This window comes from Fodinicurvata halophila, from assembly GCF_042651425.1.
GTDB lineage: Bacteria > Pseudomonadota > Alphaproteobacteria > Kiloniellales > DSM-21159 > Fodinicurvata > Fodinicurvata halophila.
This window is the reverse complement of the sequence record NZ_JBHSCW010000001.1, coordinates 283,621-296,216: the sequence shown is the minus strand read 5'-3', so window position 1 is coordinate 296,216 and position 12,596 is coordinate 283,621. Positions and strand designations below refer to the sequence as shown.

Here is a 12,596-nt window from a genome sequence, read left to right as displayed (position 1 = left end):
CCCCTGCGCTGATGAAACGGAGGCTTGGACAAGAGCGAACTCCAGACACGCCAGTTAGAACGCCGCGTCAGGCGGTCAAGCTGTCTCGCCTGCAGCTTCGGCGAAAAGCAATCCGGCCTTGCCGTAACGGCGCTGATCGAGCAGGCGCAGATCCGCCGGCAGGGCTTCGGGGTGCTTGCCGTCGGTTTCGATGATGACGAGACTCGCCGGCGCGATCCAGCCGGTGGTGCCGAGCGCCCTGACCGCCGGGTCCAGCAGACCCTGACCATAGGGCGGATCGAGAAAGATCAGCTCGCAGGGCGCCTGGGCACGGGGTGGCTGCAGGGCGTCCCCCAGCCGTATCTCGCACCGCTCCGCCAGGCCCAGTCCGGCGGCGTTGCGGCGCATCAGCTCCAGGGCGACGCGATCCTGCTCGAGGAAGAAGCACCGCTCGGCCCCACGCGAAAGGGCTTCCAGTCCCACGGCGCCGGTTCCGGCAAAGGCATCCAGAAGGCGGGCGCCGTGCACCAGATTGCGGCCCTGGCTCAGGCCGCCGCTTTCCAGGATGGCAAAGAGGGCTTCTCGCGTGCGGTCGCTGGTCGGACGGATTTCGCGGCCCGACGGCGTCTCGATGGGGCGGCCGCCCACTTCTCCGGCCACGATCCTCATCCGGCCGCGTTCCTCCCGCGCCCGGATGAGCGTGTGCCCGAGCCACCACGTCGCGGTGCGGAGCCGCCGCGCCCTCCGTCCCTCTTGTGTTCGGGTTGGGCGGGCAGGCGGTTGCCGAGCTGTTCGCGCAGGGTCTTTCCGGGGACCTCCTCGATCATGCCTTCCTTGAGGCTGCCCAGCTGAAAGGGACCGTAGGAGACCCGGATCAGGCGGCTGACCTGGTAGCCGAGGTGCTCGCAGAGCTTGCGGATCTCCCGGTTCTTGCCCTCGCGCAGGGCAAATGTCAGCCAGGAATTGCGCCCCCGTGTGGAGTCCAGCCTGGCCTGCACGGGGCCGTAGGAGATGCCGTCCACGGTCAGGCCGTTGGCCAGGGCGGCCAGGTCCTTCTCGTTCACGGTTCCGAAGACGCGCACGCGATAGCGGCGGACCCAGCCCGTCGACGGCAGCTCGAGCTGGCGCTTCAGGCTGCCGTCGTTGGTCAGCAGCAGCAGGCCTTCCGAGGTCAGGTCCAGGCGTCCCACCGGCATGACGCGCGGCATGTCCTCGGGCAGGCCGTCGTAGATCGTGGTGCGTCCCTCGGGATCCTGGACCGTGGTCAGTACGCCGCGTGGCTTGTGGAAGCGCCAGAGACGCGAGGGCTCGCTCGCCGGCAGGGCCTCGCCGTCGATGGTCACCTTCTGCCCGGGGCGCACGCGCACCGCCGGGGTGTCCAGGGCCTGTCCGTCCACCGCGACCCGGCCCTGGGCGACCAGCGTCTCGGCCTCGCGACGCGAGCAGACACCGGCGCGCGCAATGAGTTTGGCGATGCGTTCGCCCTGGGGGGAGCTGTCGGAGTCTGTCATGATCTCACTTGCTGTCTGCCGGAGGCCCTGGCGTGGAGGCGTCAGATCCGGTTTTCCTCGTAATCGCCGCAGGACAGGCCGAAGGCCGCCAGGCCTTCCTCCAGGTAATCCGCCAGTTGCGGCATGCCCAGCAGGTAGTGGGCGGTGCGCAGGTTGAAGCGATCGGCAGCCGCCTCGATCACATCCGACCATTCCCCCGGTCCGTAGTCGCCTCGGCCGACCCAGGTCAATGCGATCAGTTCGATCTGCTCGTCCTCGGGCAGGGAGGAGATATAGCCGGCCAGCTCCTCGCCCAGCGGGTCATTGTCATTATGCCCGTCCAGCTCGTCGAAGGCCTCCTCGTGATCCAGGTCGAAGTCGTCCTCATCGTCGTCCCGCTCGGGGTCGTCGATGAGCTCCTCTTCCTCGAACTCGTGGAACCGCGCGATGATGTAGCAAACCTTGTCTGGATCTATCTCCAGCATCTCCTGTCACTCCGCTCGTTCGGCTGCCTTATCCGGTTTTCTCACGCAGTTCTGCACCCTTACCTTGATCCTTGACCTTGCGCAATCGCGGCGCTTGTCTGAAACCTGTGATAACGAGTGCAGCGGGACCCAGGCAACCATGATAGCGCGTGAGGACTACATGAAGAAAGCGCTGGATCAGGCCCGACAGGGCGCGGCCGCCGGCGAGGTTCCCGTGGGCGCGCTGCTGGTCGGGCCGCAGGGGGATGTTCTGGCAGCGGCCCACAATCGCGTGGAGGTTGACGATGACCCCACGGCCCATGCCGAACTGCTGGTCCTGCGGCATGCCGCCGCGCAGCTGGGGGCGGCCCGGCTGGCCGGCTGCGACCTCTACGTGACGCTGGAGCCCTGCGCCATGTGCGCCCAGGCCATCGCCTTCGCGCGGATCCGGCGCCTTTATTTCGGCGCCTATGACCCCAAGGGCGGCGGCGTGGATCACGGCGCCCGGATTTTCCAGCAGCCGACTTGCCATCACCGGCCGGAAGTGGTGGGCGGTGTTCAGGAACAGGCCTGTGGAGAGGTTCTGAAGGACTTCTTCCAGGCGCGGCGCACGGCGCAGGCCCGGGACATGCAGCAATGATCAAGGGGCCGAAAAAGCGAGAGCCGCGCGGGGCAGCGCGGCTCTCTGGGCAGAAAAGGAAGCAGATGCTAGGGACGGAAAACAGCTTCCATGCTCACGATCCTGCCGAAAAAGTTTTAAGGAGTGATTAATCGGGCGCGGTTTTTTGGCGGCCTGATCGTTCAGCACACCTATGTCTGTTTCTTTTGCAAAGGCTGAAGTTGGACGAAAGTGTCAATCTTCTGGTGCACATTCAGAAAGCGCGAACCGGGCAGAGTAGGTACGGTGGCAAAATGACACTCGCAAAATCATCGAAGGACTTGGAGCAACTTGTCACCCGTATCCACATGTTGATCGAACCTGCTGGCGCAAAGATTACCTGGAACAAGAAGATTCGCGACCCAGACACCGATCAGTTACGGCAGATCGATGGCATGATCGAACGTGAGGGAAAGAAGACCCATATCGAATGTCGACGACATAAGCCGCCTCAAGATGTCAAGTGGATCGAAGAACTGATTGGCCGCCGTGCAAGCTTAGGTGCGGACGGAGTGATCGCTGTTTCCACCTCCGGCTTTACAGGCCCTGCCGAAAGCAAGGCAGAAGCGCGCGGAATAATTCTTCGAACATTCTCAGAAATGACCGATGCGGAAATTCAGGCTTGGGGCAAATCAGCTAAGTTAACGACGAAATATATCGATATTGAAAAACTCAAAGTTACTGTATTCATTGACGCCACATGTATGAATCGCATTTCGTCGCAGCCGCAGATATCAGTTTACGAGACAAATATACCCCCTCTAATTGGAATCTTGCAAGAATTCACTAACCACTTTGGTGATAAGTTTTTTTATGACCGATCATCGAATCTCACTGCCACCATTCATTATCCGGGATTATTGGTAGACGGTGTGCCGGTTCGTCATTGCGAAACGATGCTGAGGGCAAAATTGCGCCAGGATAGCGCCGATGTCATTGGCGTATGGAACTATGGGGGCGTTGAGCCGACTTCACAGGACGACACTACTGTGAGTAAACACGATTTTGGCTCAACTGAAATTATTCAAAAGGACGATCACGCCTCTATGATACTCGACCTATCGTCTATCACTCCACCGCGAAACTGTTACCTTCACTCATGGGAAGTTGATTTCGGGCGTATTGTGAGGGCTTGGATCGAGCCTCTTGGTATGCCGCCCCCAACCAATTTCGCGTTCGATATGATGTTAGACGTCAGAGCCGTTCAGGTTTAGCTATAGTTTCCGGCTACAAAATCTTCAACCGCTACAAAGAATGCGGTGTCGATACCTTGTTTAACCGCAGCCGGCGCCCTTATCGGCAAGCAAAATCAACCTCAGCACCGCCTTCGCCGGACAACTCCTCGGCATCCGCGAGGTCGATGATCAAATCTGGCTGGTCAGTTTCATGGACTATGATTTAGGATTCTTCGATCAGGAGACGGACCGCGTCGAACCCGGTTCCAATCCATTCGCCCCGGAGAAACTGTAAACCATCTCTCCGGTATCAAATGTAAACCATGTGTCCGGTATGGACCGAGGGCTTTTGGTGGAGCCGAGGGGAGTCGAACCCCTGACCTCAGCAGTGCGATTGCTGCGCTCTCCCAACTGAGCTACGGCCCCACAAGAGCTGCCGCGCGCCATCATGGCCGGTGCGTGCGGCGTCGGGAGCGCGGATAATGGTCACGGGCGCGGAGGCTGTCAAGCCTCTGCATCATGCGCTCCGGCTGCCCCTGATTTGTGGTGCTGAGTCCTTGAGAGACAAGGGAGAAATCCTTGCGGGACCTCCCCGCCTGTGGGTATAGGTGGGCCGGACCGAAAGCCAAGGGGGAGTCCCGCTCGCATGCATGCGCTTTTTTCCATTCTGGACCTGGTCATCAACATCTACATCTGGCTGCTGATCGGCTCGGCGGTGTTGAGCTGGCTGGTGGCCTTCAACATCGTCAATACCGGCAACCAAGTGGTCTACGTGATCACCGATTTCCTCTATCGCGTGACGGAGCCGGCCCTGGCGCCCATTCGGCGGATCCTGCCCAACCTGGGCGGCATCGACCTTTCGCCGATGGTTCTGATCCTGCTGCTGATCTTCCTGCGCAACCTGCTGTTCTACGATATCTATCCCGCACTGAGCTGAAACGCCGGAGCGGTGTCGGTGATGGCGCCGAATGCGACGTTTCCGGGTTGGCCGCTGCGGCTTCGGGCAGGAAGAGTGCCTGCGCCCGCTGAACCGCGTCAGGAAGAGGACAAAGCATGACGGATGCCAGCATCATCGACGGAAAGGCCTTTGCCGCCCGGCTGCGTGAACGGGTCGGCCAGGAGGTCGCGCGCCTGAAGGACGATGCCGGTCTGACTCCCGGCCTGGCCGTGGTGCTGGTGGGCGAGGATCCGGCCAGCCAGGTCTATGTGCGCAACAAGGGCAAGCAGACCCTGGAAGCGGGCATGCAGTCCTTCGAACACCGCCTGTCCGAGTCCACGACCCAGGAAGAGCTGCTGGACCTGGTCGAGACGCTGAACGCCGACCCGGAGGTTCATGGCATCCTGGTGCAGCTGCCCCTGCCGGAGCAGATCGATTCCGCTGCCGTGCTGGACACCATCGATCCGACCAAGGACGTGGATGGGTTCCATGTCATCAATGCCGGCCGGCTGGCCACGGGGCAGGACGCCCTGGTGCCCTGCACGCCCCTGGGCTGCCTGATGCTGCTGCGCCATCACCTGGGCGACCTCTCGGGCCAGAGGGCCGTGGTCGTGGGGCGCTCCAACATCGTCGGCAAGCCGTTGGCGCAGCTGCTGCTGGGCGAGAGCTGCACCGTGACCATCGCGCACTCGCGCACCCGCGACCTGCCGGCCGAGTGTCGCAATGCCGATATCCTGGTGGCGGCCGTGGGCCGGCCGAAGATGGTCAAGGGCGACTGGATCAAGCCTGGTGCAACCGTGATCGATGTCGGCATCAACCGCGTCGAGGGCGAGGAGGGCAAGACCCGCCTGGTGGGTGACGTGGATTTCGACGAAGCGGTGAAGGTGGCCGGGGCCATCACGCCCGTGCCTGGCGGCATCGGGCCGATGACCATTGCCTGCCTGCTGGCGAACACCCTGACGGCGGCCTGCCGTGCCAGGGGCCTGCCGGCCCCCGACCTGACACTGTAGCGCCGGTCTTAGGGAGAGACTTCCGGCGCCAGGGTCATGGCCGGTGCGTCGGGACGGGTCTCCAGCAGGGACAACAGGTCCCGATCCGTGTCCGCTCCGCTCACCTCATGCGTCCAGACGCGGAACAGTTTCATGTGGTGGGTGCCGAACGAGGTTATCATGGCGCCGTCGGCCGCGTCCTGGCCGCGCACCATCAGCACGCGCCCGATCCGCGGCGTGTTGTGGCGGGCATCGAAGGTGAACCAGCGCCCCTCCAGGAAGGCTTCGAACCAGGCAGAAAAATCGCCGATCTCCATTGGGGGAGCATCGATATCGCCCAGGTAGCCGCTGGCATAGCGTGCGGGAATGTTCATGGCCCGGCAGAGCGTGATCGCGAGATGCGCGAAGTCCCGGCAGACACCGGTGGCCTCGCGCATGACGTCCACGGCGGTCTTTGTCGGGCGCCCGAAGTGATAGCCGAAGGTTATGTGGTTATGCACCCAGTTGCAGATCGCCTGGACCCGCGCCCAGCCGGGCGGCGTATGCCCGAACAGGGCCCAGGCGCGCTCGGCCAGTTCATCGGACTCGCAGTAGCGGCTGGCGTTCAGATAGCCGAGCACTTCGGGCGGCAGGTCCGGTACGCTGTGCTGGCGGGCGTTCCAGTCGAAAACATCCGGCAGGCCGGAGTTCTCGACGATGCAGTCCGACCAGAGCGTCAGCGGGCCGGGCGGTGCAATCAGGCGAGTCCGGCGGTTGCCGAAGTCGTCGATGTACTCCTGCATGGACAGGTTGGAGTCGCTGCGCACGTGATCGTCGCCGATCACGCGGCCATCGTAGTCGGGGTGCGGCGAAAGCGCCAGGATAAGCGGCGTCTCGCTTTTGCACTCGAGAACGATTTCGAATCCGATGCGGATAAACATGGTGACTTTCTTTGGTTGGTGTCTGGCCTCCCCGGGACGCGCACTCTATGCTGACCCGGCAAGAGCGTTGTGCGGATCGCTGGCCTGCAGGTGCAGCGAAGCGTCCGGCGCTAGAACCCTCGGGAGGAACGGCTTGCTCCATTCCGCAGCTCAGAAGTCCAGCGGGCCATGACCACGCTGCGTATCAATCACCGTACCACATATACCTATGACGGGCCCGTGACCTTTGGAGTCCATCGCCTGAGAATCCGTCCGCGGGACGGTCATGACATGCGGATCCTGGATTCAGCCCTCAGCGTGACGCCCGCGGCCGACATCCATTGGGAGTTCGATACCTTCGGGAATTCGGTGGCGCGGCTGACGTTCCGGGAAAAGGCGGACAGACTGGTCATCGCGAGCGACCTTCTGCTTCGCCGCTATGGCCTGGACAATCCAGAAGCCCGGATCGAGCGCTACGCCGGTCCCTGGCCCTTTACCTACGAGCCGGAGGAGGCCTTCGACCTCTCGCCCCTGCTCCATATCCATTCCCCGCAGGACCAGCCTGCGCTCAGGAGCTGGCTGGCAGAGCAAATGCCCGACTTGCCGGACGCAAGCTTCCAGGTGCTGGACCTGCTCAGCGGCCGGATTCATGAAAGCTTTGCCTATCGCCGGCGGGAGGAAAGCGGTGTGCAGTCTCCGTCGGAAACCCTTGCGGCCGGCAGCGGCACCTGCCGGGACTTTGCCTACTTCTTCATGGAGGCGGCCCGTTCCCTGGGGTTCGCCGCGCGTTTCGTCACGGGCTACCTTCATGATCCCGCGATGGCAGGGGCGGGGGCAGAAGAGCAGAACGGCGGCAGCCTGAGCGGCGGTGGCGCGACGCATGCCTGGGCGGATGTCTTCGTTCCGGGGGCGGGATGGGTCGAGTTCGATCCGACCAACCAGATCATAGCCGGCCGCAACCTGGTGCGCGTGGCGGCCACCCGTACACCGGAGCAGGCCATGCCGGTCAGCGGCAGCTATCATGATGGAGGCGCCGCCTTCCTGTCCATGGAGGTGGAGGTCTCCGTCGTACGCTTCGAGGAACAGGCCTCTTCGGGATTGCCGGATCCCGAACTGACGCTGCAGGACGTCAGGTGATCGCGAACACCCGGCCGCTGTCGCTTTCGCGGACGAAATCCACACGCCTCCCGTTCCAGTGATAATCCAGGTGGCGGCCCTGGCGAGGATTGCTTGCCAGGTCGGGATGGAACAGCCCTGCGCAGTCGCCCCGGGGACAGCGGACACTGGGATAGACCAGGCCATCCGAACCGGCGGCCCGCAAGGCCTGGCCCAGACGCTGGGATGCACCATAGTCGTCCGGGTCCAGGATGGCGGCGTGATCCTGGGCGCCTGGTCTCAGGTCGTGCAGGTCGGCCGATACGTCGAGAAGAAGCTCCCGAAAGCTGGAGGTCCAGCCCGCTGCCTCCTGTGTGCGGGCCATGAAGGCCGTGTGGTGGTGCAGCGTCTCGAAGAGCGTCACCTCGAAGGTTTCGCCGACATAGAGCACGCCAAAGCGGCCCTCGCTGTAACGGCTCGGGCGGTCCGTCGAACAGTGGGTGAAGGGCGCCATGAGATAGCTCGCTCCCGGACCGCCCACGCGACGCTCTTCCGGCACCAGGTCGAGCTGCCCGATATTTTCCATGAGGCGGGGGTTTGTCTTCTGCTCTCCGGAGAGGATTCGGCTCCAGTCGGAAGGCTCGGCGATATCCTCGAAGAGATCGATGGGCGGGTGCTGGCTGCGAATGATGCGGCGTGCATCCGGCCAGTCCACCCTGGAAACCGGGATGTTGCGCGCCTCGCTCACCAGGCCCCGCGTTCCGCGTCCAGATAGCGGCGCACGCGCATGAGATCGGTCAGTTCGCCGTCCAGCATGACCTGCAGCGCGGAGCGGCCGCCGAAGGCCGTATTGGGGGCCTTGATCCAGTCATAGCCGCGCTGGGGGTCGTTGAAGACAATGCGCAGCGCCTTGTGGACTCCCATGAGATTCGACAGGCGGGCGCGGCCGTCCCGGCTGATCCGGCCAGGACCTTCAGCTTTCCAGCGGCGATAGGTGCGCACGGTCAGGTCCAGCAGCGTGGCCGCCTGCTCGTCGTTCAGGCCCCAGCGATCGAAGAGATTGAGCGCGGCCCGGAACATCGCGGCCGCCTCGTCCTGCGTGATCGGCGCCGGGGCGAAGGCACCGGGATCGGTTTCGATCAGCTGAAGTTCGGACATGCATTTCTCCTTTTGGCTAAATATAGGAGAAACGATGCCAAATGGCAATCACATGTCCGCCGAGACGATCGCCTACTCCATGACGATCTTCGGGGCCGCCTTCTGGGCACCCTGGAACAGCTTGTCGCGCACCTTGCCGGCGATCTCGGCGAAGGCCTTCGAGTGCGGGCTGTCGGGATTGGAGATGGTAATGGGGCGACCGCTGTCCGAGGTTTCGCGGATATCGATATTGAGCGGGATCTCGCCCAGGAAATCGCAGCCCAGGCGCTCGGCTTCGGTCTTCGCGCCGCCATGGCCGAAGACATGGGATTCATGCCCGCAGTTGGGGCAGACGAAGAGGCTCATGTTCTCGATGATGCCGAGAACGGGCACGTCCACCTTGCGGAACATGTTCAGCCCCTTGCGCGCATCCAGCAGGGCGATGTCCTGGGGCGTTGAGACGATCACCGCACCCGAGAGCGGCACCTGCTGGGCCATGGTCAGCTGGGCGTCGCCCGTGCCCGGCGGCATGTCCACCACCAGCACGTCCAGCTCGCCCCATTCCACGTCGCGCAGCATCTGCTGCAGCGCCGACTGCACCATGGGGCCGCGCCAGATCATCGGTGCATCCTCGGCCACCAGGAAGCCCATGGACATGCAGGAGATGCCGTAGTTCTGCATCGGCTTCAGGATCTTTCCGTCCTCGCTCTGCGGCCGGCCGGTGATGCCCAGCATGCGCGGCTGCGAGGGGCCATAGATGTCGGCGTCCATGATGCCGCATTTCAGGCCAAGCAAACTGAGCGAGAGGACCAGGTTGGTGGCCACCGTCGACTTGCCGACGCCGCCCTTGCCGCTGGCGACCGCGATGATGTGCTTCACGCCCGGCGCCATCTGGCGCGCCTGTTGGCCCTCCTGCTGACCCTGGTGCGCGTGCTGGTGCTGTGTGCCAGAGCCCTGGGTCTGGGCCGAGGGACCGCCGCTTGCCTGGCCCGCGCCGCGGTGGGCGGTCAGCATGGCGCTGACCGAGAGCACGCCCTTGACGTTCTCTGCCGCTTTCTCAGCTTCCTGGCGCAGGGGCTCCAGTTCCGGGCCCTTGGCGGGGTCCACCTCTATGGAGAACCCCACATTGCCGTACTTGACAACCAGGCCGCTGATCATGCCTTGCGTGACGATGTCCTCTCCGCTCTCAGGGTCGCGTACCGTCTTCAGGGCTTCGAGAATGTCGTTTTCGCTGGGTCCGCTCATACTGCTCTTTTCCTGTGGCCTGATGGCATGTAGATGGAATTTTCACCGCAGTGCAAAGTTGCGGCTTTCTAACACTGTACCGCGTGATATATGGTCCGCACGTCCGTTTTACAGCAGGCGGACCCGATGAATGAAGAGGGAGTGATGCATATGCCATGGCAATCGTCCGGCGGTAGCGGCGGCCCCTGGGGGGGCAGCGGCGGTGGTGGCGGCGGCCCCTGGGGACGCGGCGGCGCCGGCGGCGGCAACAATTCCGGTGGCGGCGGCGGACAGCGTCCTCCCGATTTCGAGGACATGATCCGTCAGGGCCAGGAACGCCTCAAGCGGTTGATGCCGGGCGGATTCGGTAGCGGCAAGGTGATCGTGCTCCTGATCATCGCCGCCATCGTCATCTGGCTGCTCTCCGGTCTGTATCGCGTCGAGCCCAACGAGGAAGGCGTGGTCCTGGTTTTCGGAAGCTATACGAAGACGACCGAGCCCGGGTTGCACTGGAACTGGCCGACGCCCATTGGCGAGGTGGAAACGCCCTCGGTGGAGAGCATCAACGCCATCGAAGTGGGTTTCCGTACGACCGAGACTTCCGGAGCGACGCAGGATGACGTGGCCCAGGAAAGCCTGATGCTGACCGGGGACCAGAACATCATCGACATCGATTTCACGGTGCTCTGGCGCGTTTCCAATGCGCGCAACTTCCTCTTCAACATTCGCGAGCCCTTCGCGACGGTGAAGACGGCGGCCGAGAGTGCCATGCGCGACATCATCGGCCAGACCGATATCCAGCGTGCACTGACCGAATCGCGGCAGGACATCGAAGGGTCCACCAGAGAGCTGCTGCAGAGCGTCCTGGACAGCTACGGCTCTGGCATCCTGATCACGCAAGTCCAGCTGCAGCAGGTGCAGCCACCGGAACAGGTGGCCGATGCCTTCAACGATGTGCAGCGCGCCCTGCAGGACCAGGAACGACTGCGCAACGAGGCCGAAGCCTATCGCAACGGCATCCTGCCGCGTGCTCGCGGCGATGCCCAGCGGATCATCCAGGAGGCCAATGCCTATCGCGAAGAAGTTGTGGCACAGGCTCAAGGTCAATCACAGCGCTTCCTGAGCGTCTACGACGCCTATTCCGAGTCTCCGGACACGACACGCCAGCGCATGTACCTGGAGACGTTGCAGGAAGTCTATGGCAGCACGAAGAAGATCCTGCTCGATTCCGAGGGCGCCCAGGATATCGTGCCCTATCTGCCGCTTAACGAGTTGAACCGCCGTACGCTGAGCGATGGCCAGCCGGTCCGGACCGACAACCTGTCGAATCCCTCCGGCGGTCAGTCCAGCCAGTCCGGCCAGTAAGCGAAGGGAGAGAAATCATCATGACACCGCGCTTTCTGCTGCCGCTTGGCATCCTTATCATCATCGCCGGCGTGGCCTTGTTCAGCTCGGCCTACATCGTGCGCGAAACCGACCAGGCCCTGGTCCTGCAGTTCGGTGAACGCAAGGCGCTCAACACGGACCCGGGACTTTATTTCAAGATACCCTTTATCCAGAACGTGCTGTTCTACGAGAAGCGTGTCCTGAACCTGGATCCGCCGACAGAACGCGTGCTGCTGGCCGACCAGAAGCCGCTGCTGGTGGATTCCTATGCCAGATACCGAATTCAGGACGCGCTTCGCTTCTATCAGGCGGTGCGTACCGAACAGGTGGGTGAGGATCGCCTGAGCGTGACCGTCAACTCGGCCATGCGCGCCATCCTGGGTAACGAGACCCTGGCCAGCATCCTGTCTCAGGAACGCACGCGGATCATGACGCAGATCCAGGAGCGGGTGAACAGTGAGGTCGAGAACCTGGGCATGGAAATCGTCGATGTGCGTATCCGGCGTACCGACCTGCCGGACGCGACCAGTCAAGCGGTCTATGATCGCATGGTTTCGGAGCGTGAGCGCGAAGCCCGGGAGTTCCGCGCCCAGGGTGAGGAACAGGCCCAGCGCATTCGTGCCACGGCCGACCGTGAAGCCACGGTGATCCGCGCCGAGGCCGAACGAGAGGCCGAGATCCTGCGTGGTGAGGGCGATGCCGAGCGCACACGAATCCTGTCGGCCGCCTATGGCCAGGATCAGGCCTTCTTCCGCTTCTATCGTTCGATGCAGGCCTATCGCGAAGGGCTGAGCGGCGATAACTCCACCCTGGTCCTGTCGCCGGACAACGAGTTCCTGCGCTACTTCAACCAGTCGCAGGGCGGCGAGACGGCTCCGGAGCCACAGGACACGCAGTAATGATGGCTCTCCAGGGACAGGCGGGCGTCAGCTCCGGCGGCGCCCGCCGGCTCTCGTGAGATGAGCGGCGGCGACCTGCTGGTGGGGCTGGGCCTCGTGTTCGTGTTGGAGGGCATCTTGCTGGCCCTCTTCCCGAGCCTGCCCGAACGCATTCTGGAGCAGATTCGTGACCTCCCGCCCGAAGCGCTGCGCTACTCCGGACTCTTTTCGGCTCTGGTCGGCATCTTCCTGATCTGGCTCGCGATCTAGCCTCGTGGCTGGGAC

At 63.2% G+C, this 12,596-nt stretch carries 16 protein-coding genes and 1 tRNA gene; 9 read left to right on the top strand and 8 right to left on the bottom strand.

Annotation, left to right across the window (positions count from 1 at the left end):
• Positions 1 to 75: 75 nt before the first annotated feature.
• The 3 genes from rsmD to ACFOW6_RS01420 are packed head-to-tail and all read right to left on the bottom strand — an operon-like array spanning position 76 to position 1,954.
• Complete coding sequence (rsmD, locus tag ACFOW6_RS01430) at positions 76 to 648, bottom strand: 16S rRNA (guanine(966)-N(2))-methyltransferase RsmD (protein ID WP_382420403.1); 573 nt, start codon at positions 646 to 648, stop codon at positions 76 to 78.
• Positions 645 to 1,490: a pseudouridine synthase gene (locus ACFOW6_RS01425; RefSeq protein WP_382420401.1), complete on the bottom strand. Its 846-nt coding sequence runs from the start codon at positions 1,488 to 1,490 to the stop codon at positions 645 to 647. The genes rsmD and ACFOW6_RS01425 overlap by 4 nt, the downstream gene beginning before the upstream one ends.
• Positions 1,491 to 1,531: 41 nt before the next feature.
• Positions 1,532 to 1,954, bottom strand: a complete 423-nt coding sequence (locus ACFOW6_RS01420) for a DUF3775 domain-containing protein (RefSeq protein ID WP_382420399.1) — start codon at positions 1,952 to 1,954, stop codon at positions 1,532 to 1,534.
• Between the two features lie 139 nt (positions 1,955 to 2,093).
• Between ACFOW6_RS01420 and ACFOW6_RS01415 the strand changes: the two genes are divergently transcribed.
• From ACFOW6_RS01415 to ACFOW6_RS01405, 3 genes are all read left to right on the top strand, one after another.
• The gene (locus ACFOW6_RS01415) at positions 2,094 to 2,573 is read left to right on the top strand and encodes a nucleoside deaminase (RefSeq protein ID WP_382420397.1); all 480 of its coding nucleotides are present in this window, start codon (positions 2,094 to 2,096) and stop codon (positions 2,571 to 2,573) included.
• Between the two features lie 272 nt (positions 2,574 to 2,845).
• Entirely contained in the window at positions 2,846 to 3,805 is a 960-nt protein-coding gene (locus tag ACFOW6_RS01410; protein ID WP_382420395.1) for a restriction endonuclease, read from the top strand.
• Positions 3,724 to 3,993 (top strand): leucine zipper domain-containing protein, encoded by a 270-nt coding sequence (locus tag ACFOW6_RS01405; protein ID WP_382420393.1) that lies wholly within the window; start codon positions 3,724 to 3,726, stop codon positions 3,991 to 3,993. The genes ACFOW6_RS01410 and ACFOW6_RS01405 overlap by 82 nt, the downstream gene beginning before the upstream one ends.
• A gap of 123 nt (positions 3,994 to 4,116) precedes the next feature.
• Here ACFOW6_RS01405 and ACFOW6_RS01400 read toward each other — a convergent pair.
• A tRNA-Ala gene (locus tag ACFOW6_RS01400) sits at positions 4,117 to 4,192 on the bottom strand.
• A gap of 220 nt (positions 4,193 to 4,412) precedes the next feature.
• Between ACFOW6_RS01400 and ACFOW6_RS01395 the strand changes: the two genes are divergently transcribed.
• Together ACFOW6_RS01395 and folD are read left to right on the top strand one after the other, a co-directional pair.
• Complete coding sequence (locus ACFOW6_RS01395) at positions 4,413 to 4,703, top strand: YggT family protein (RefSeq protein ID WP_382420391.1); 291 nt, start codon at positions 4,413 to 4,415, stop codon at positions 4,701 to 4,703.
• Positions 4,704 to 4,819: 116 nt separating this feature from the next.
• Entirely contained in the window at positions 4,820 to 5,713 is an 894-nt protein-coding gene (gene folD / locus ACFOW6_RS01390; protein WP_382420389.1) for a bifunctional methylenetetrahydrofolate dehydrogenase/methenyltetrahydrofolate cyclohydrolase FolD, read from the top strand.
• Between the two features lie 8 nt (positions 5,714 to 5,721).
• Here folD and ACFOW6_RS01385 read toward each other — a convergent pair whose 3' ends face one another.
• On the bottom strand, positions 5,722 to 6,612 hold the full coding sequence (locus tag ACFOW6_RS01385; protein ID WP_382420387.1) for a transglutaminase-like domain-containing protein: 891 nt from the start codon (positions 6,610 to 6,612) through the stop codon (positions 5,722 to 5,724).
• Between the two features lie 168 nt (positions 6,613 to 6,780).
• Here ACFOW6_RS01385 and ACFOW6_RS01380 point away from each other — a divergent pair, with 168 nt between their 5' ends.
• Positions 6,781 to 7,728, top strand: a complete 948-nt coding sequence (locus tag ACFOW6_RS01380) for a transglutaminase family protein (RefSeq protein WP_382420385.1) — start codon at positions 6,781 to 6,783, stop codon at positions 7,726 to 7,728.
• On the opposite strand, the gene ACFOW6_RS01375 is transcribed toward ACFOW6_RS01380, so the two are convergent.
• The 3 genes from ACFOW6_RS01375 to apbC all read right to left on the bottom strand — a co-directional run bounded on the left by ACFOW6_RS01375 (position 7,721) and on the right by apbC (position 10,068).
• Positions 7,721 to 8,434, bottom strand: coding sequence for an RES family NAD+ phosphorylase (locus tag ACFOW6_RS01375; RefSeq protein ID WP_382420383.1), 714 nt, complete (start codon positions 8,432 to 8,434; stop codon positions 7,721 to 7,723). The two genes, ACFOW6_RS01380 and ACFOW6_RS01375, sit on opposite strands and share 8 nt — an antisense overlap.
• The gene (locus ACFOW6_RS01370; protein WP_382420381.1) at positions 8,431 to 8,844 is read right to left on the bottom strand and encodes an MbcA/ParS/Xre antitoxin family protein; all 414 of its coding nucleotides are present in this window, start codon (positions 8,842 to 8,844) and stop codon (positions 8,431 to 8,433) included. Before ACFOW6_RS01370 ends, ACFOW6_RS01375 begins: the two co-directional genes overlap by 4 nt.
• Positions 8,845 to 8,916: 72 nt before the next feature.
• On the bottom strand, positions 8,917 to 10,068 hold the full coding sequence (gene apbC, locus ACFOW6_RS01365; protein ID WP_382420379.1) for an iron-sulfur cluster carrier protein ApbC: 1,152 nt from the start codon (positions 10,066 to 10,068) through the stop codon (positions 8,917 to 8,919).
• Between the two features lie 150 nt (positions 10,069 to 10,218).
• Here apbC and hflK point away from each other — a divergent pair, with 150 nt between their 5' ends.
• Genes hflK through ACFOW6_RS01350 form a run of 3 tightly spaced genes read left to right on the top strand, consistent with a single transcriptional unit; the run spans position 10,219 to position 12,581 of the window.
• Positions 10,219 to 11,412, top strand: coding sequence for an FtsH protease activity modulator HflK (gene hflK / locus ACFOW6_RS01360; protein ID WP_382420377.1), 1,194 nt, complete (start codon positions 10,219 to 10,221; stop codon positions 11,410 to 11,412).
• Between the two features lie 20 nt (positions 11,413 to 11,432).
• Positions 11,433 to 12,332, top strand: coding sequence for a protease modulator HflC (gene hflC / locus ACFOW6_RS01355; RefSeq protein WP_382420375.1), 900 nt, complete (start codon positions 11,433 to 11,435; stop codon positions 12,330 to 12,332).
• 60 nt (positions 12,333 to 12,392) lie between these two features.
• The gene (locus ACFOW6_RS01350; protein WP_382420373.1) at positions 12,393 to 12,581 is read left to right on the top strand and encodes a DUF2065 domain-containing protein; all 189 of its coding nucleotides are present in this window, start codon (positions 12,393 to 12,395) and stop codon (positions 12,579 to 12,581) included.
• Positions 12,582 to 12,596: the final 15 nt, after the last annotated feature.